This window comes from Pseudomonas sp. B3G-3 (assembly GCF_028640915.1).
GTDB lineage: Bacteria > Pseudomonadota > Gammaproteobacteria > Pseudomonadales > Pseudomonadaceae > Aquipseudomonas > Aquipseudomonas chlororaphis_I.
This window is the reverse complement of sequence record NZ_JAQZAB010000107.1, coordinates 198,081-215,413: the sequence shown is the minus strand read 5'-3', so window position 1 is coordinate 215,413 and position 17,333 is coordinate 198,081. Positions and strand designations below refer to the sequence as shown.

Here is a 17,333-nt window from a genome sequence, read left to right as displayed (position 1 = left end):
GGAGCGAGGCTTGCCCGCGATTGTTTCACCCCGATATCAAGCGAAACCGGCTCGGCTCAAACCCGGAAGCGCCCGACCAGGGTCTGCAGATGGGTCCCCAGGCGCGCCAGCTCGACGCTGGAGGCCGCTGTTTCCTCACTGGCTGCCGAGGTCTGCTCGGACACGTCGCGCACGTTCAGCACGCTTCTGTTGATTTCCTCGGCCACCGCGCTCTGCTGCTCGGCCGCGGCGGCGATCTGCTGGTTCATCGCCTGGATCGCCGAGACGGTGCGGGTGATGTTTTCCAGCGAGCCGCCGGCCCGGCGGGTCAGCTCTACGCTGCTGTCGGTCAGGTTGCGGCTGTTGTCCATGATGTTGGCCACTTCCTGGGTGCCGTTCTGCAGGCCGACGATCAGCTCCTCGATCTCTTCGGTGGACTTCTGGGTGCGCTGCGCCAGGCTGCGCACCTCGTCGGCGACCACCGCGAAACCGCGACCGGCTTCGCCCGCGCGGGCGGCTTCGATGGCGGCGTTGAGGGCCAGCAGGTTGGTCTGCTGGGCGACCGACTTGATCACGTCGAGCACGCTGCCGATCTTGTCGCTTTCCTGCTTCAGGTGGCCCATGGCGGCGGTTGAGTTGCCGACCTCGGCGGCCAGGCGTTCGATCTGTGCGATCGCCTCGCCAACTACCTTGTCGCCCTCGCGGGCCTGCTGATCGGCGGCGACCGCAGCTTCCGAGGCTTCCTCGGCGTTGCGCGCGACTTCCTGGACCGTGGCGGCCATTTCATTCATGGCGGTGGCGACCTGGTCGGTCTCGACTTTCTGGCTGTTGACTCCGGCGCTGGTCTGCTCGGTCACCGCCGACAGTTGCTCGGCGGCGCTGGCAATCTGGGTGACGCCATCGCTGATGCCGCCGATCAGCTCGCGCAGGCTCAGGGTCATGCGTTGCATGGCCCGTTGCAGCTGGCCGAGCTCGTCGCGACGCTCGACCTGCAGGTTTTCGCTGAGATCGCCCGAGGCGACACGCTCGACCACCTTGAGGGTCTGGCGCAGCGGGATGACGATCTGCCGGGTGATGCTCCAGGCAGCAACCAGGCCGAACAGCAGGGCCAGGGCGGTGACGATGGCCAGGGTGCTTCTGGCCCGGGCGGCGTCGCTGTCGCGTTTGTGGGTTTGCGCGGCGGTCAGCTGCTTGCTGACTTCCATCAGGCGGTCGCCCTGGGCCGCCATGCGTTTGAGCGCGGCGGCGCTGGCCACCTGGGAGTCGCGAAACTCGCTGACGGCGGAGCGATAGCCCTTGAGGGCTTCGGTGGCCTGTTGCAGGTTGGCCAGGTGCTGTTCCGGCAGCTTGGCCGGCAGGCTGGCGAGGTTGTTCAGGGCGTTGTCGATGGCGTCCAGCGCCGGCTGTTCGGCCTCGGCCTTGCCGCTGTAGGTGTAGCCGCGGACCTGGAAGCGCGCCTGCTGGATCAGTTTGCTCAGGTCGATGACGCTATTGAACTGCGCCACGCTGTCGCCCTGCAGCATGGATTTCTCCACTTCGGCCACCCGGGCCACGGCGTTATCGGCGGTGGCGCCCAGTTTGGCGCGGGCGGCTTCGCGGCTGGCGGTGGCGCGGGTCATGTCGGCGAAGGCCAGCTTGTACTCGCTGACGGCGGCGATCTGCTGGTCGATCATGGCGATGCTTTCAGGCATTTCCAGCATCTTGCGTGCGCGTTGCAGGCCTTCGTCGAGCTTGTTCAGCAGCTCGCTGACGGCCCCCGGTCCCTGCTCGCCACGGCGCATTTCATAGTCCAGGCGCGCGATGCGCAGGTCCTTGGTCAGCTCGTTGAGGCTGGAGATATAGCCCAGCTTGTCGCCGCGCTCGATCACATTGCCCAGGCCCAGCCAGCCGGTCGCGGTGATCAGCAGGGTCAGTAGCAGCACCAGACCGAAGCCAACGCCGAGTTTGAGGTTGACGCTCACATTTCCCAGACTCTGGGCTAACCAACGGTACATGCCGCGAACTCCCTTGGGCTATTAATAGGTTTTGTAGAGAGCCTATCGGCTGCGTCAGATAAATCTGAAGCAGCCGTGTAACAGCAGCGAGGCTTGCCGGCGATGGCGCCGTGTCAGGCACCGCGCTATTGCGGGCAAGCCTCGCTCCTACGGGAGTGGGGGGTAGTTAGAAGAGGCGGGCGAGAAGGGCGGTGACGGCGGTTTCGACCCGCAGGATGCGTTCGCCGAGTTGCACCGGTTGCAGGCCGGACTTGCCCAGCAGGTCGATTTCGTAGGGGATCCAGCCGCCTTCCGGGCCGATGGCCAGGGTCACCGGCTCATCCAGGCCGCGGGGGCAGGCCGGGTACTGGCCAGGATGGCCGACCAGGCCGAGGGTGCCCTCGACCAGCGCTGGCAGACGGTCTTCGACGAAGGGTTTGAAGCGCTTTTCGATGACCACTTCCGGCAGCACGCTGTCGCGGGCCTGTTCCAGGCCGAGGATCAGTTGCTCGCGAATCGCCTCGGGTTCGAGGAAAGGCGTTTGCCAGAAGCTTTTCTCGACCCGGTAGCTGTTCACCAGCACCAGCCGGGGCACGCCCATGGCCGCGACGGTTTGCAGCACCCGGCGGAGCATTTTCGGGCGCGGCAGGGCCAGCACCAGGGTCAGGGGCAGCTTGGTCGGCGGTGGCTGGTCGAGGCTGACTTGCAGTTCGGCTTCCCCAGGCTCCAGGCGCAGCAGTTCGGCCGAGCCCATCAACCCGCCGATACGGCCGACCCGCAGGCTGTCGCCCACCGCGGCCCGATGGACTTCCTGCATGTGGGTCAGGCGGCGATCGCGCAGGATCACCCGGTCGGCCGCGATGAAGTCGGCCTCCTCGAGCAGCAGCAGGTTCACGCTTGGGTCGCTGGCGGCTGGTCGTTGTGGTCTTCCGCCGGCTGGTCGTCCGGATGGTCGCCGCGCTTGCTGATCAGGCTGCCGAACAGGATGCCGATCTCGAACAGCAGCCACATCGGTACCGCCAGCAGGGTTTGGGAGAAGATGTCCGGCGGGGTCAGGATCATGCCGACCACGAAGCAGCCGATGATCACGTACGGGCGGATCTTCTTCAGGTAGGCGACGTCGACCACGCCGATCCACACCAGCAGCACCACCGCCACCGGGATCTCGAACGCCACGCCGAAGGCGAAGAACAGGGTCATGACGAAATCGAGGTAGCTGGTGATGTCGGTCATCATTTCCACGCCGGCCGGGGTGGCCGCGGCGAAGAACTTGAAGATCAGCGGGAACACCAGGAAGTAGGCGAAGGCCATGCCGATGTAGAACAGCAGGATGCTGGAGACCAGCAGCGGTACGGCGATGCGCTTTTCATGCTTGTACAGGCCGGGGGCGATGAAGCCCCAGATCTGGTGCAGGATCACCGGGATCGCCAGGAACAGCGAGACCATCATCGTCAGCTTGAGCGGGGTCAGGAACGGCGACGCCACGTCGGTGGCAATCATCGTTGCGCCCGCCGGCAGGTACTGGCGCAACGGCGTGGAGACGATGGTGTAGATCTGCTGGGTGAAGGCGAACAGCCCGCCGAAGATCAGGAAGATCGCCGCCACGCAGCGCAGCAACCGGGTGCGCAACTCGGTGAGGTGCGACACCAGCGGCATATGTTGGTCGTTTTCCGGAATATCGCTCATGGGGCTCGCGGCGGCAAAGTAGGGTCGTGGGGGGCTGGCGTAACAGGCGTTGTCACGGGCGCAGCCGGTTCGGCCGGTGCAGTTGCGGCAGTAGGGCTCGCTGTGGTCGCGCTGGCGGGCGCTTCAGGCGCCGCGGCGGGCGCATGAATGCTCTGTTCGGCCACGGGCTCGACCGGTGTCGGCTGTTGCTGGATCGGATTGAGGATTTTCCGTGCTTCCTGTTCCAGCGACAGAATGTGTTCGTTGTGCAGTTGCCGACGAATTTCATCGGCACCGATTTCCCGTTCAACTTCCTGCTTGATCGCATTGAAGCTGCGCTTCAGGCGGCCGATCCACAGGCCAGCCGTGCGCGCGGCGCCCGGCAGACGCTCGGGGCCGAGCACCAGCAGGGCCACCAGGCCGACGAGCAGCAGTTCAGAGAAGCTGATACCAAACATTAGTCAGTGCTCACGAGTCTTTGCGGGTCGGCTCTTCGACTTTTTGCGCCTGCACGTCGATGGTGTGCGGCTGGTTCAGCGGAGCGCTTTGCGGCTGGACCGGCGGAGCAGGCTGGGCGGTCGGAGGCACGCCAGGCTCGGCGGGTTTTTCGTCGTCGTTCATGGCCTTGCGAAAGCCCTTGATCGATTCGCCGACATCGGTGCCGAGGTTTTTCAGTTTCTTGGTGCCGAACACCAGCACCACGACAACCAGGATGACGATCCAGTGTTTCCAGTCAAAAATGCCCATGCTGCGTTTCCTCTCTAAATGATGTTCAGGCGGACGGACGCGAGGCTTTCTCGGCGTGTCCAGACAAACCGAAGCGCCGGTCCAGTTCATCGAGAACGGCCTGCGGATGCTGCCCCAGCTGGGCGAGCATGACCATGGTGTGGAACCACAGGTCGGCGGTTTCGTAGATCACATCGCTGCAGTCGCCGCTGTGGGCGGCGTCCTTGGCGGCAATGATGGTTTCCACCGATTCCTCGCCGACTTTTTCCAGAATCTTGTTCAGGCCCTTGTGGTACAGGCTGGCGACATAGGAAGTGTCGGCGGCGGCGCCTTTGCGCTCTTCCAGCACCTGGGCCAGACGGGTCAGGGTATCGCTCATGTTCAGTGTCCTGCTTGATAGATCGCGTGCGGGTCTTTGAGTACCGGATCGACCGTTTTCCAGTCGCTGTTTTCATAAACGCGGTAGAAGCAGCTCTGGCGGCCTGTGTGGCAGGCAATGTCGCCGATTTGTTCGACCATCAGGATGATGACGTCGGCATCGCAGTCCAGGCGCATTTCATGAAGCTTTTGCACATGCCCGGACTCTTCTCCCTTGCGCCATAGCTTGCCACGCGAACGTGACCAGTAGATGGCACGGTTTTCGGCAGCGGTCAGGCTCAGCGCCTCGCGGTTCATCCAGGCCATCATCAGCACGCGCCCGGTCTTGTGATCCTGGGCGATGGCCGGCACCAGGCCGTCAGCGTCCCATTTGATCTCGTCCAGCCAATCTTTCATCTTCGACTCCGACAACAGGGCCCGACGCGCTCGTCGAGCCTCGGCGATGAGAAACAGTGTGCCAGCCGCTAGCCCGGCTGGCTATCGGCGCACGACCAGATACAAGCCCACGGCCATCATGATGCCGGCCGGCCAGTGACCCAGCTCGTTCAGCGGTCCGCCGGCCGCGAGGATCGCGCCACCGGCCAGGTGCGCCGCGCCGAGAAGGCGCAGGAACCAGTCGTCCTTGCGCCGTTTCCAGGGCGGCGAAGGGTCCTGGGCATGGGGCTGGGACATGCGTTCGAGCAGGTCGCGGGTCATGTTGGCCAGGTGCGGCAGTTGTTCGACCTGGCTGTGCAGGTTGCCCAGCAAGGCTTTGGGGCTGACGCGCTCGCGCATCCAGCGTTCGAGGAACGGCTGGGCGGTGTTCCACAGGTCCAGCTCCGGGTACAGCTGGCGGCCCAGGCCTTCGATGTTCAGCAGGGTCTTTTGCAGCAGCACCAGTTGCGGCTGCACTTCCATGTTGAAGCGGCGAGCGGTCTGGAACAGGCGCATCAGCACCTGGCCGAAGGAAATATCTTTTAACGGTTTTTCGAAGATCGGCTCGCACACGGTACGGATCGCCGCTTCGAATTCGTTGAGTTTGGTCTCTGCCGGCACCCAGCCCGAATCGATGTGCAACTGCGCCACGCGCCGGTAATCACGCTTGAAGAACGCGAACAGGTTGCGCGCCAGGTAGTCCTGGTCTTCCGGGGTCAGGCTGCCGACGATGCCGCAGTCGATGGCGATGTACTGCGGGCTCCACGGCTGCACGGTGCTGACGAAGATGTTGCCCGGGTGCATGTCGGCGTGGAAGAAGCTGTCGCGGAACACCTGGGTGAAGAAGATCTCCACGCCGCGCTCGGCGAGCATTTTCATGTCGGTGCGCTGGTCGGCCAGGGTGGCCAGGTCGGTCACCTGGATCCCGTAGATGCGCTCCATGACCAGCACTTTCGGCCGGCACCAGTCCCAGTAGACCTGCGGCACGTAGAGTAGCGGCGAGCCTTCGAAGTTGCGCTTGAGCTGGCTGGCGTTGGCCGCTTCGCGCAACAGGTCGAGTTCGTCGTAGATGGTTTTTTCGTAATCGCTGACCACATCCACCGGGTGCAGCAGGCGGGCGTCGGCCGAAACCTTTTCGGCGGCGCGGGCAAGGATGAACAGCCAGGCCAGGTCCTGGGCGATGACCGGCTTGAGGCCCGGGCGGATGACCTTGACCACCACTTCTTCGCCGCTCTTGAGCTGGGCGGCGTGGACTTGCGCCACCGAAGCGGAGGCCAGGGGCTCGATATCGAAGCGGCTGAACACATCGCTGATCTTCTTGCCCAGTTGCTCCTCGATCAGCGCCACCGACTTCTTCGAATCGAAGGGCGGCACGCGGTCCTGCAGCAGCATCAGCTCGTCGGCGATGTCTTCGGGCAGCAGATCGCGGCGGGTCGAGAGAATCTGTCCGAACTTGATGAAGATCGGCCCCAGGTCCTGCAAGGCCAGGCGCAGGCGCGCACCGCGGCTCAGCTCCAGTTGCTTGCGCGGGAACCAGCGCCAGGGCAAGGCGTAGCGCAGCGCCAGGAGGAACCAGGGCAGGGGCAGGGCGAACAGCAGGTCATCGAGGCGGTAGCGGATCACGACGCGCTGGATGCGCAACAAACGGCGGACGGCAAGCAGCTTCATGCGTTATCGCTTGGGTCAAGGGATCGGGAAAGGCGCTCGAAGCGCGCCTCGAGGCGTTCCAGGTCGAGCTTGACCCGGTCCAGTTCACTGAAGCGGGCTTCGGCTTCGCGCTGGCCCACCAGGGTGCGCGACTCTTCGGCCAGGTATTCGGCGAGATTCTGGTTCAGGCTGGCGAAACCCTGGCGATACCAGCGCGCGCGGCTGCGTAAATGGCCGCTGAACAGCTGGGTGGCCACCGGGCCGAGCCAGCGCGAGAGTTCGTACTCCCAGTCCAGTTCGAGGTCCTGGAGGATGGCCGCCAGTTCCAGCAGCACGCCGCTGTCGCCTTCCAGCTCGACTTCGGGGCTGTGCAGCACCGAGGTCTTGTCCTGGCTCAGGGCCAGGCGCACCAGGCTCGAGGCCGGCGCCCGCAGGGTGCAGTCGGCGTCGGCCGTCCAATGCGCGGCGAGGGTCAGGCCCTCATCGCCAGGAATGACGAACAGCTGCACGCTCGGGCTGCGGCAATCGACGGCGATGACCTTGCCGTTCAAATGCTGCAAGCGTGGCAAAGCCGTGCTGTCGAGACGCAGTACACGGTTGAGGCCGTGTTCGACGCTGGCAAGCAGGCCGCTGAACAACATCAGGGTTTGATGCCGCGGTGCAGGGCGACGATGCCCGCGGTCATGTTGTGGTAGGTCACGCGATCGAAGCCGGCCTCGACCATCATCGACTTCAGGGTTTCCTGGTTCGGGTGCATGCGGATCGATTCGGCCAGGTAGCGATAGCTTTCCGAGTCGTTGGTGATCAGCTTGCCGGCCAGCGGCATGAAGGCGAACGAGTAGGCATCGTAGACCTTGGACATCAGCGCGTTGGTCGGCTTGGAGAACTCCAGTACCAGCAGGCGGCCACCGGGCTTGAGCACCCGCAGCATCGAGCGCAGGGCGTCTTCCTTGTGGGTCACGTTGCGCAGGCCGAAGGCGATGGTCACGACGTCGAAATGGTTGTCCGGGAACGGCAGCTTTTCCGCGTCGGCCTGAACGAACTCGATGTTGCCGGCCACGCCCTTGTCGAGCAGGCGGTCGCGACCGACCTTGAGCATGGAGGCGTTGATGTCCGCCAGCACCACCTGGCCAGTAGGGCCCACCAGATGGGAGAACTTGCGGGTCAGGTCGCCGGTGCCGCCGGCGATGTCCAGCACGCGATTGCCAGGGCGAACGCCGGACAATTCGATCGTGAAGCGTTTCCACAGGCGATGCATGCCACCGGACAGTACGTCGTTCATCAGGTCGTACTTGGCGGCCACGGAGTGGAACACCTCAGCGACTTTTTCCGCCTTCTGGCTTTCCGGAACGTTTTTGAAGCCGAAGTGAGTGGTGGGTTCGGCATCGCTGCCTTTGCGCTGATCAGTCATATCGCTGTCACCAAAAGAGAATGCGGGACATTCTAATCCCGGTGGCGGTCTTTGTCTTGGCAAGGCTGAATGTAAGATAGTGAAGCGCCGGGGCGTTTTGACGCAGCGCAGCTCAAGACGCTCATAGGCAAGTCCCGATAAAGCAGGAGTCATTCAATGGCCCGTATAAGTGTTGAGCGTGCCCACGGCCTGGGTAAGGAAGCAGCCCGCGAAAAGGCTGACCAGTTGGCGCAGAAACTGGCCGATCAGTATGGCCTCGAGCCGCAGTGGTCGGGCGATACCCTGAACCTCAAGCGTTCGGGGGTCAAAGGTGCGGTGCAGGTGGGCGACGATTCGATCAGGGTCGATGTCGAGCTGGGCCTGTTGATGTCCGCCATGAGCGGCATGATCAAGTCGGAAATCGAAAAGGCGCTGGATAAAGCCCTGGTCTGAGCCGCTTTCACCGAAGTCGGCTTGCCGGTGATTTGGGTGTTGTCATGACGCCTGGAAAAACATCGCTGGCGAGCCGGTCATCTCCAATAACCCGCCACCTTTTTTATGACATTGGTTAGGGTGCCGATTCTAATTTTTCTCACTACTTTGTGCCTGAGCCCACTTTCCTGCGGGCAGTTCCTCAAACCTTCTGCGCGTGAGGTGCACCATGGCCAAAGCAATTCTGAAGAAAAAAGTTGATGTCGCATCAACCACTCTGAGCGAAGTCAAATCCTATGCCCGCAAGATCTGGCTGGCAGGCCTGGGTGCCTACACCAAGGTCGGTCAGGAAGGCAGCGAGTACTTTCAAGAGCTCGTTAAAGCCGGTCAATCTGTTGAAAAGAAAGGCAAAAAAGTTGTGACTGAACAACTTGAGGCCGCCAACAGTCAGATTGATAATGTGAAGAGCGATGTCACCAGTCTCAGGGGCAAAGTCGAAGTGCAGCTGGATAAAGTCGAGAGGGCTTTTGACACGCGCGTCGCAAGTGCCTTGAATCGCATCGGCATTCCGTCTAAACATGACGTTGAGACACTCTCTGCTAAGCTCGATGAGCTGACGGCATTGCTCGAACGTGTCGCGCGTAAACATTAAGGAGAACGGGATGGCTGGTAAAAAGAATACTGAAAAAGAAGGCAGCTCGTGGATCGGGAAGGTCGAAGACTACTCCCGTAAAATCTGGCTTGCTGGTTTAGGCGTGTACTCGAAAATCGACACTGACGGCAGCAAGCTTTTCGAGTCGCTGGTCAAGGATGGCGAGAAAGCCGAGAAGCTCACCAAAAGCGCTGTCGGCAAGAAAGTCGATGCCGCCAAGGACTCCGCGAGCTCGGCAAAATCGCGCATCAGTGGCGTCAAGGACCGCGCGCTGGGCAAGTGGGACGAGCTGGAAGGTGCATTCGACAAGCGCTTGAACAGTGCCATTTCGCGTCTGGGCGTGCCCAGCCGCAATGAAGTCAAGGCGCTGCACAGCAAGGTCGACACCCTGACCAAACAGATCGAGAAACTCACAGGCGCCAAGGTAGCTCCGATCGCGGCCAAGACTGCAGCGGCCAAACCGGCGGCCAAGCCTCTGGCTAAAGCAGCAGCCAAACCGGCAGCCAAGGCTCCGGCCAAAGCCGCAGCCAAGCCTGCCGCGAAACCGGCAGCCAAAACTGCGGCGGCCAAGCCGGCTGCAAAACCTGCCGCCAAGCCAGTAGCCGCCAAGCCCGCGGCAAAACCAGCGGCCAAGCCCGCTGCGAAACCGGCGGCGAAACCGGCGGCGAAAAAACCAGCAGTGAAAAAACCGGCAGCACCCAAGGCCGCAGCACCGAAGCCAGCGGTTGTCGCCAAGCCGGCAGCACCGGTCAGCCCTGCGAACTCCGCAGTGGCGCCAAGCCCTGTCGTTACCCCGACTGCGGCGCCAGCACCCGCGACGCCAACCAGCCAGTCCTGAGTTTTTCGGGACATACAAAAACGCCCGGCCTGCAAAGGCCGGGCGTTTTTGTTTGTGGGGTTCTTGCGGCACCGATCAATCGTGTTCGTCGAGGTAACGCAGGGCCATCTGCTCGGTGGCCAGTTTCGCCGGTGGCAACAGGTGTGGAGCCACCAGCATCATGATCTGGTAGACCACCACCCGTACCTCGCCCTCGCGATCGAGGATGCGCTGATAGTCCAGCGAGAACAGCAGGGTCATGGTGATCTGTTCCACCAGTTGCCCCAGCGCCTGGGTATCGCTGACCAGTTGGCCCGAAGCCTTGAGCCTGGCCAGCAGCGAGGCCAGGGTGCGCTTCAGGGCGTTGAGCAGGTTGCGAATCCCCTTGGCCAGCTTCGGCAGGCGCCCGGCCAGGTTGGACAGGTCCTGGAACAGGAAGCGGTAGTGCGCCAGGCGTTCGACGATCAGGTGCAGGAACAGCCAGTAGTCTTCGGGCGGCAGGTGCACATCGGCGGGCGGATCGAGCAGGGGCGTCAGTTCATTCTGGAAACGCTCGAACAGCCCGAGGACCAGCGGCTCCTTGCCGTGAAAGTGGTAGTAGAGGTTGCCGGGGCTGATCCCCATTTCGTTGGCAACTTCCATGGTCGAGACATTGGGTTCGCCCTTGTGGTTGAACAGCTGCAGGGCACATTCGAGTATCCGGTCGCGGGTTTTCATCCAGTCTTCTTGGTTGTTCAGTCAGGCCGCGACCCTCGGGCCGCGGCGCGGGGAAATTCAGCGGACGCGCACGTAGGTGCCAGGCGCCGCCTCCATCGGTGGGTAATTCTGGTTGCCCAGGGTCATCAGGGTTTCGCGCTGGGCGCCGGAACGCTGCTGGATCCATTCCAGCCATTGCGTCCACCAACTGCCGTCGACGTGCTTGGCGTCGTAGTACCAGGCCCGCGGGTCGCTGCTGAGCTTGCCGTTTTCGACGTAGTTGGCCTTGGGGTTGCTCGGCGGGTTGAGGATGCTCTGCACGTGCCCGCTGTTGGACAGCACGAAGCGCTTTTCGCCGCCCAGCAGCAGGGTCGAGCGATACACCGCATCCCAGGGGGTGATGTGGTCGTTGATTCCGGCAACGCTGAAACTGTCGACCGTGACTTTTTGCAGGTCGATTGGCGTGCCGCAGACTTCCAGGCCACCGGGATGACTCATCGGGTTGTGCTTGAAGAAATCCAGCAGATCGCCATGAAAGGCAGCCGGCAGCCGGGTGTTGTCGTTGTTCCAGTAGAGGATGTCGAACGCCGGCGGCTCCTTGCCCAGCAGGTAATTGTTGACCCAGTAATTCCAGATCAGGTCGTTGGGCCGCATCCAGGCGAACACCTTGGCCATGTCGCGACCGTCGAGCACGCCGCGTTGATAGGAGCGGCGCTTGGCTGCCTCGAGGGTCTGCTCGTCGGCGAACAGGGTCGCCGGGCTGTCCAACTGACTATCCAGCAGGCTGACCAGGTAGGTGGAGCTGGAGACCCGGCGCAGTTGTCGCTTGGCTTGCAGGTGGCCTTGCAGGGCGGCAATGGTCAGGCCGCCGGCACAGGCCCCCATCAGGTTCACGTCACGACTGCCGGTGATCGCCCGGCAGACGTTCATGGCTTCCTCCACGGCCTCGACATAGCTCGACAGGCCCCATTCGCGATGCCGGACATCGGGGTTGCGCCAGCTGATGATGAAGGTCTGCAGGCCGTTTTTCAGGGCGAACTGCACGAAGCTGTTGGTGGGGCTGAGGTCGAAGATATAGAACTTGTTGATCTGTGGCGGCACGACCAGCAGGGGCCGGGCGTACTGTTTTTCGCTCATCGGCTTGTACTGGATCAGTTCCAGCAGTTCGTTGCGAAACACCACCGAACCGGGGGTAGTGGCCAGGTTCCTGCCGACTTCGAAGGACTGTTTGGTGACCTGGCTGGGCAGGCCATCGTTATGCAGCAGGTCATCGACTAGATGACCGATGCCGCGGATCACGCTGCTGCCGCCGGAGTTGAAGATTTCCTTGATCGCCAGCGGATTGAGCAGGGTGTTGGACGGTGCCACCGCATCGTTGAGCAGGTTGAAGGCAAAGTGCGCGCGGGCCCGGTCGTCCTCGCTCATGCCGCTGTCGTCGATCCAGCTCCTGATCTGTTTCTGCCAGCTGAGATAGGCCTGCAGGCCGCGTCGGTAAAACGGGTTCAGGCTCCAGGTCGGATCGGAGAACCGGCTGTCCTGGGGGTTGGGTTTGTGCAGCGTTTCCCCCAGCAGGACACGGCCCAATTGGCCTCCCAGTGCCAAGGCGTGGCGGGCGCTGTGCGCCGGGTGGCGCAGGCCGTAGGTGGCCACGCTGCGCAGGGTCGACAGCAAGTCACGGCCACGCAGGCCGGTGATGGCACTCTGGGCTGTGATGTAGGTGGCGGGCGTGGGCAACGAGCCCGCCGTTGGTTTGTCTCGCATGCTTCAACACTCCTTCGTCAAGCCATCAACAAGCACACCAAGACAAACACCATAGTCGGTCCTGAACCATCCTGCGCGCGACGATCCTGTCGGCAGACGCTTTTTGCTACGTACCGCTGAACGGTGTCGGATGCGGGTGCATCACTGCCCGCTGCCGTTCCTCCTCGAGGAATTTCATGATGATCGGCGCGACAGCTTCGGCCCGGGTAATCAGGAACAGATGCCCGTCGTCGATGATGTGCAACTGGGCGTTGGGAATTCGCCACGCCAGCATGCGCATGTTGATCAGCGGGATCAGCGGGTCGTCGTCGCCGGCCAGCACCAGGGTCGGCTGGTGGATCTTGTGCAGCCAGTGGATGCTGGTCCAGCCGAGGCCAGCGAACAGCTGCCAGTAGTAGCCCAGCTTGCCCGCCGAGCGGACCTTGCTGGCATGTTCGGCGGCGAGGTTGGGATCGCGGCGGAACGAGCCGCCATAAATCAGGGGGGCGATGCGGATCACATGGGAGGGCTGGATATAGCGCCGCGGGCTGGCCATCATCCACAGCACCTTGGGTTTGCCCGGCACCATGAAGGCGCCTGCGGCGGTGGCGGCCAGCACCAGTTTCTTGCAGCGTTCGGGGTAGTCATAGGCGAACTGCTGGGCCAGCGCCCCGCCCCAGGACACACCCACCACATTGACCTGCCCATAGTCGAGGTAATCGAGCATGCGCGTGGTCAGTTTGGCCAGTCCGGGAAAACGGTAGGGTCGGCTCGGCGTCGAGGAGCCACCAACGCCCGGTACGTCGAAGGCGATGACTTCCAGGTCCGGGTCCAGAGCCTGCACGAATGGAAACACCAGCTCCAGGTTGGCGCCGATACCATTGAAGATCAGCAAGGGTGTCAAGTGAGGCTTGCCTGGGCGTACCGCGGTGCGGATGGTCTGGCCATCCAGGTCGACGGTGCGAAAGATGAACGGTTGAGGCATGCCTTGGCCCTGTTGGTGGAATCGTTGCCTGCAAGAGAGAGTCGCTTGCGCAGCAGCATCAGCGCAAGCGGCTCGATCCTGCAGGCTTGCTATCGGTTAACGTTCATGGACATAAGTACCCGGCGCCGCCTCGGCCGCTGGATACGCCTTGTTGCCGAGAATGCTCGGCGTCTTTTTCAGTTTGCCCGAGCGCTCCGCCTGCCAGGCCTGCCAGTGCAGCCACCAGGAGTCAGTGTGCTTGGTGGAGTTTTCCTGCCAGTCGTCGGCGCTGGGCGGCATCTCTTCGCTGGTCATGTAGCGCGACTTGGGGTTGCCCGGCGGGTTGAGGATGCTCTGGATATGCCCGCTGCTGGAGAGGACGAATTCGACCTTGCCGCCGAACAGTTGGGCCGACTTGTAGCAGGACTTCCATGGGGTGATGTGATCGTTGGTGCCGGCCAGAGAGAAGATGTCGGCGGTGACCTGTTTCAGGTCGATCGGCGTGCCGCACACTTCCAGTGCGTTGGGGCGGATCAGTGGATTGTTTTTGAACATTTCGATCAGGTCGCCGTGGAAGGCCGCGGGCAACCGGGTGGTGTCGTTGTTCCAGAACAGGATGTCGAACACCGGCGGCTCGTTGCCCAGCAGGTAGTTGTTCACCCAGTAGTTCCAGATCAGGTCGTTGGGCCGCATCCAGGCGAAGACCTTGGCCATGTCGCGGCCTTCCAGCACGCCAGCCTGATAGGAATGACGCTTGGCGGCTTCCAGGGTCTGCTCGTCGACGAACAGCGCCACCTGGGTGTCGAGGGTGGTATCGAGCACGCTGACCAGCAGGGTCAGGGCGTTGACCTTCTTCTCGCCCAGGGCCGCGTAGTGCCCCAGCAGCGCTGTGCAGGTGATGCCACCGGAGCAGGCGCCGAGCATGTTCACGTCCTTGCTGCCGGTGATGGCGGTGACCACGTCGACCGCTTCTTTCAGCGCTTCGATGTAGGTCGACAGGCCCCACTCGCGCTGCGCCTTGGTCGGGTTGCGCCAACTGACGATAAAGGTCTGCACGCCGTTGCGCAGGCAGAAACGCGCCAGGCTCTTGTCCGGGCTGAGGTCGAAGACGTAGAACTTGTTGATCTGTGGCGGGACCACCAGCAGCGGGCGTTCGTGCACCTGCTCGGTCACCGGGCGGTACTGGATCAGTTCCAGCACGTCGTTGCGAAATACCACCGCGCCTTCACTGGTGCCCAGGTTCTTGCCGATCTCGAAGGCGTCCATGTTGACCTGGCTCGGCATGCCGCCGTTGTGCACCAGGTCCTTGGCCAGATGGGAGAGGCCATCGAGCAGGCTTTTGCCGCCGGTCTCGAAGAAGCGTTTGACCGCCGCGGGGTTGGCGGCGGTGTTGGTCGGCGCCATGGCTTCGGTCATCAGGTTGATGACGAAGTGGGCGCGACTGATGTCCTGTTCGGAGAGGTTGCTGTGGCCGATCCAGTCGTGAAGCTCCTTGCGCCACGCCAGGTAGGTTTGCAGGTAACGCTTGTACAGCGGGTTCTGGCTCCAGGCCGGATCGTTGAAGCGACGGTCATCGCTCTCCGGTTGCAGCGTCGATTTGCCGAACATCACGTTCTTCAGTTCGACGCCGAAATGGGCCACATGTTTGGCGCTGTGCAGCGGTTGTTTGATGGCCTGGGTCAGCACCATACGAGCAGAGGTAAGCAGATCTTTCCGACGTAAACCGATGACAGGATTCAGGCCCAGAGTGTTTTCCGAGGCTTGGCGTTTCAGGTCATCGTTATTCTTGTTACTCATCTACGACGCTCCATTGTCCTGAGACGAGTACCGGACCTGCTGTGTAGTCACACAGCAAAGATGCCAGGTACTACTGCTCGGGTGACCGTTGATTCTGCATTACTGCTTTTTTGTTCAGAGAACACTGCAGGGAACTTGCCAGCTCCATTGGTTACCCGAGTTTAATTTTTTTCGCAAGCAGGCCAATCGTTGGCCATGCAGCCCAGCATTCAAACAGATGAATCTAGAAAATGCCCTCTAAAGCGTCAGAGGTCTGATCTAGAGCATCAGCTTGACGATAGACTCATTCGGGTCGCGGGACTTTCCGGCGGCTTGAAGTTCGGCAAGATAATCCTTCCACAGATCGTCCTGGCGCACCGCCAACTGGTACAGGTAGTCCCAGGTGAACAGGCCGCTGTCATGCCCGTCGTCGAAGGTCAATTTCAGTGCGTACTGGCCCGCCGGTTCGACCTTGGTCAGGCCGACTCCGATCTTGCCAAATTGCAGGATGGGTTTGCCGTGGCCCTGGACCTCGGCGGAGGGGGAGTGCACCCGCAGGAATTCGGCGGGCAGGTGATAGACCTCGTCTGGCGCATAGGTCAGCGTCAGGGTCTTCGAGGCTTTGTGCAGGTTGATGGCGGTGGGAAGTCTGGTCATGGGGGCAGCTTAAAGCTGCAAGCCCCAAGCTACAAGATGACTACGGTCAACTTGCAGCTTGAAGCTTATGGCTTGTCGCTTAGAGGATATAACGGGACAGGTCTTCGTTCTGCGCCAATTCGCCCAGGTGACTGTTGACGTAGGCGGCGTCGATGCGGATCGGCTCTTCGTTGTGGGCGCTGGCCAGGTCGCCGGCGCTGAACGACACCTCTTCGAGCAAGCGCTCGAGCAGGGTGTGCAGGCGACGGGCACCGATGTTCTCGGTCTTCTCGTTGACCTGCCAGGCGATCTCCGCCAGGCGCTTGATACCGTCCGCCTGGAACTCGATGACCAGGCCTTCGGTTTTCAGCAGCTCGCGGTATTGCTCGGTCAGGGAGGCGTGAGGCTCGCTGAGAATGCGCTCGAAGTCTTCCGGCGACAGCGCCTTGAGTTCGACGCGGATCGGCAGGCGGCCTTGCAGCTCGGGCACCAGGTCGCTCGGCTTGCTCAGGTGGAACGCGCCGGAAGCGATGAACAGGATGTGGTCGGTCTTGACCATGCCCAGCTTGGTGTTGACGGTGCAGCCTTCGATCAGCGGCAGCAGGTCGCGCTGCACGCCTTCGCGAGAGACGTCGACGCCACCGGAGTTGCCGCGCTTGGCAACCTTGTCGATTTCGTCGATGAACACGATGCCGTGCTGTTCGACCGCTTCCAGGGCCTTGGCCTTGAGTTCTTCATCGTTGACCAGGCGGCTGGCTTCTTCGTCGCGGATCAGCTTGAGCGCGTCCTTGATCTTGAGCTTGCGGTTCTTGCGCTGGCCCTTGCCCATGTTGGCGAAAAGGCTCTGCAACTGGTTGGTCATCTCTTCCATGCCCGGTGGCGCGGAAATGTCGACGCCGCTGACTTCAGCCACTTCGATCTCGATTTCCTTGTCGTCCAGCTGGCCTTCGCGCAGGCGCTTGCGGAACAGCTGGCGGGTGTTGGAGTCCTGGGCCGGGGCGGCGTCCTCGTTGCTGAAACCCATGCGCGCCGGTGGCAGCAGGGCATCGAGGATGCGCTCTTCGGCAGCGTCTTCGGCGCGGTGGCGCACGCGGGTCATTTCCTGTTCGCGGAACAGTTTGATCGCGGCATCGGCCAGGTCGCGGATGATGGACTCAACGTCACGACCGACATAACCGACTTCGGTGAACTTGGTCGCTTCGACCTTGATGAACGGAGCGTTGGCCAGCTTGGCCAGGCGCCGGGCGATCTCGGTCTTGCCGACGCCGGTCGGGCCGATCATCAGGATGTTCTTCGGGGTCACTTCGACACGCAGCTCTTCAGGCAGCTGCATGCGGCGCCAGCGGTTACGCAGCGCGATGGCGACGGCGCGCTTGGCATCGTCCTGGCCGATGATATGGCGGTTGAGTTCGTGGACGATTTCGCGGGGAGTCATGGGCATAGTAATT

At 62.3% G+C, this 17,333-nt stretch carries 19 protein-coding genes and 1 pseudogene; 3 read left to right on the top strand and 17 right to left on the bottom strand.

Going from position 1 to position 17,333, the window contains the following annotated elements:
• Positions 1 to 56 precede the first annotated feature (56 nt).
• The 11 genes and pseudogenes from PVZ80_RS34015 to ubiE form a co-directional block, all read right to left on the bottom strand.
• The gene (locus PVZ80_RS34015) at positions 57 to 770 is read right to left on the bottom strand and encodes a methyl-accepting chemotaxis protein (RefSeq protein ID WP_371923112.1); all 714 of its coding nucleotides are present in this window, start codon (positions 768 to 770) and stop codon (positions 57 to 59) included.
• A 141-nt stretch (positions 771 to 911) separates the two neighbouring features.
• Positions 912 to 1,973 (bottom strand): annotated as a pseudogene (locus PVZ80_RS34010) (methyl-accepting chemotaxis protein); the annotation flags it as partial.
• 166 nt (positions 1,974 to 2,139) lie between these two features.
• Entirely contained in the window at positions 2,140 to 2,847 is a 708-nt protein-coding gene (locus PVZ80_RS16745) for a 16S rRNA (uracil(1498)-N(3))-methyltransferase (RefSeq protein ID WP_016704436.1), read from the bottom strand.
• The gene (gene tatC / locus PVZ80_RS16740; protein ID WP_009046579.1) at positions 2,844 to 3,638 is read right to left on the bottom strand and encodes a twin-arginine translocase subunit TatC; all 795 of its coding nucleotides are present in this window, start codon (positions 3,636 to 3,638) and stop codon (positions 2,844 to 2,846) included. The genes PVZ80_RS16745 and tatC overlap by 4 nt, the downstream gene beginning before the upstream one ends.
• Positions 3,635 to 4,075 (bottom strand): Sec-independent protein translocase protein TatB, encoded by a 441-nt coding sequence (gene tatB, locus PVZ80_RS16735; protein ID WP_016704437.1) that lies wholly within the window; start codon positions 4,073 to 4,075, stop codon positions 3,635 to 3,637. The genes tatC and tatB overlap by 4 nt, the downstream gene beginning before the upstream one ends.
• Positions 4,076 to 4,085: 10 nt before the next feature.
• Positions 4,086 to 4,364 (bottom strand): twin-arginine translocase TatA/TatE family subunit, encoded by a 279-nt coding sequence (locus PVZ80_RS16730; protein WP_007925884.1) that lies wholly within the window; start codon positions 4,362 to 4,364, stop codon positions 4,086 to 4,088.
• Between the two features lie 25 nt (positions 4,365 to 4,389).
• On the bottom strand, positions 4,390 to 4,722 hold the full coding sequence (locus PVZ80_RS16725) for a phosphoribosyl-ATP diphosphatase (protein ID WP_007925883.1): 333 nt from the start codon (positions 4,720 to 4,722) through the stop codon (positions 4,390 to 4,392).
• Between the two features lie 2 nt (positions 4,723 to 4,724).
• Positions 4,725 to 5,117: a phosphoribosyl-AMP cyclohydrolase gene (hisI, locus tag PVZ80_RS16720; RefSeq protein WP_101281690.1), complete on the bottom strand. Its 393-nt coding sequence runs from the start codon at positions 5,115 to 5,117 to the stop codon at positions 4,725 to 4,727.
• Between the two features lie 81 nt (positions 5,118 to 5,198).
• Positions 5,199 to 6,803, bottom strand: a complete 1,605-nt coding sequence (gene ubiB / locus PVZ80_RS16715; protein WP_110176416.1) for a ubiquinone biosynthesis regulatory protein kinase UbiB — start codon at positions 6,801 to 6,803, stop codon at positions 5,199 to 5,201.
• Positions 6,800 to 7,423 carry a ubiquinone biosynthesis accessory factor UbiJ gene (locus PVZ80_RS16710; RefSeq protein ID WP_009046582.1) on the bottom strand — a complete coding sequence of 208 codons (624 nt, stop codon included), beginning with the start codon at positions 7,421 to 7,423 and terminating at the stop codon, positions 6,800 to 6,802. The genes ubiB and PVZ80_RS16710 overlap by 4 nt, the downstream gene beginning before the upstream one ends.
• On the bottom strand, positions 7,423 to 8,193 hold the full coding sequence (gene ubiE / locus PVZ80_RS16705; protein WP_007925879.1) for a bifunctional demethylmenaquinone methyltransferase/2-methoxy-6-polyprenyl-1,4-benzoquinol methylase UbiE: 771 nt from the start codon (positions 8,191 to 8,193) through the stop codon (positions 7,423 to 7,425). The genes PVZ80_RS16710 and ubiE overlap by 1 nt, the downstream gene beginning before the upstream one ends.
• A gap of 156 nt (positions 8,194 to 8,349) precedes the next feature.
• On the opposite strand from ubiE, the gene PVZ80_RS16700 reads away from it, so the two are divergent.
• From PVZ80_RS16700 to PVZ80_RS16690, 3 genes are all read left to right on the top strand, one after another.
• Positions 8,350 to 8,625 (top strand): polyhydroxyalkanoic acid system family protein, encoded by a 276-nt coding sequence (locus PVZ80_RS16700; RefSeq protein ID WP_007925878.1) that lies wholly within the window; start codon positions 8,350 to 8,352, stop codon positions 8,623 to 8,625.
• Positions 8,626 to 8,833: 208 nt separating this feature from the next.
• Positions 8,834 to 9,256, top strand: a complete 423-nt coding sequence (locus tag PVZ80_RS16695) for a phasin family protein (protein ID WP_009046583.1) — start codon at positions 8,834 to 8,836, stop codon at positions 9,254 to 9,256.
• A gap of 10 nt (positions 9,257 to 9,266) precedes the next feature.
• The gene (locus PVZ80_RS16690; protein WP_009046584.1) at positions 9,267 to 10,094 is read left to right on the top strand and encodes a phasin family protein; all 828 of its coding nucleotides are present in this window, start codon (positions 9,267 to 9,269) and stop codon (positions 10,092 to 10,094) included.
• A 75-nt stretch (positions 10,095 to 10,169) separates the two neighbouring features.
• Here the strand turns inward: PVZ80_RS16690 and PVZ80_RS16685 are convergent, their stop codons facing one another.
• The 6 genes from PVZ80_RS16685 to hslU all read right to left on the bottom strand — a co-directional run bounded on the left by PVZ80_RS16685 (position 10,170) and on the right by hslU (position 17,326).
• Positions 10,170 to 10,790 carry a TetR/AcrR family transcriptional regulator gene (locus PVZ80_RS16685; protein ID WP_273864220.1) on the bottom strand — a complete coding sequence of 207 codons (621 nt, stop codon included), beginning with the start codon at positions 10,788 to 10,790 and terminating at the stop codon, positions 10,170 to 10,172.
• Positions 10,791 to 10,847: 57 nt separating this feature from the next.
• Complete coding sequence (gene phaC, locus PVZ80_RS16680) at positions 10,848 to 12,530, bottom strand: class II poly(R)-hydroxyalkanoic acid synthase (protein ID WP_009046586.1); 1,683 nt, start codon at positions 12,528 to 12,530, stop codon at positions 10,848 to 10,850.
• Positions 12,531 to 12,636: 106 nt separating this feature from the next.
• A complete protein-coding gene (gene phaZ, locus PVZ80_RS16675) occupies positions 12,637 to 13,494 on the bottom strand; it encodes a poly(3-hydroxyalkanoate) depolymerase (RefSeq protein ID WP_009046587.1) in 858 nt (285 codons plus the stop codon).
• A 96-nt stretch (positions 13,495 to 13,590) separates the two neighbouring features.
• On the bottom strand, positions 13,591 to 15,270 hold the full coding sequence (gene phaC, locus PVZ80_RS16670; protein ID WP_009046588.1) for a class II poly(R)-hydroxyalkanoic acid synthase: 1,680 nt from the start codon (positions 15,268 to 15,270) through the stop codon (positions 13,591 to 13,593).
• 258 nt (positions 15,271 to 15,528) lie between these two features.
• Positions 15,529 to 15,906: a gamma-butyrobetaine hydroxylase-like domain-containing protein gene (locus PVZ80_RS16665; protein WP_007925870.1), complete on the bottom strand. Its 378-nt coding sequence runs from the start codon at positions 15,904 to 15,906 to the stop codon at positions 15,529 to 15,531.
• Positions 15,907 to 15,985: 79 nt separating this feature from the next.
• Complete coding sequence (gene hslU / locus PVZ80_RS16660) at positions 15,986 to 17,326, bottom strand: ATP-dependent protease ATPase subunit HslU (RefSeq protein ID WP_007925868.1); 1,341 nt, start codon at positions 17,324 to 17,326, stop codon at positions 15,986 to 15,988.
• Positions 17,327 to 17,333 lie beyond the last annotated feature (7 nt).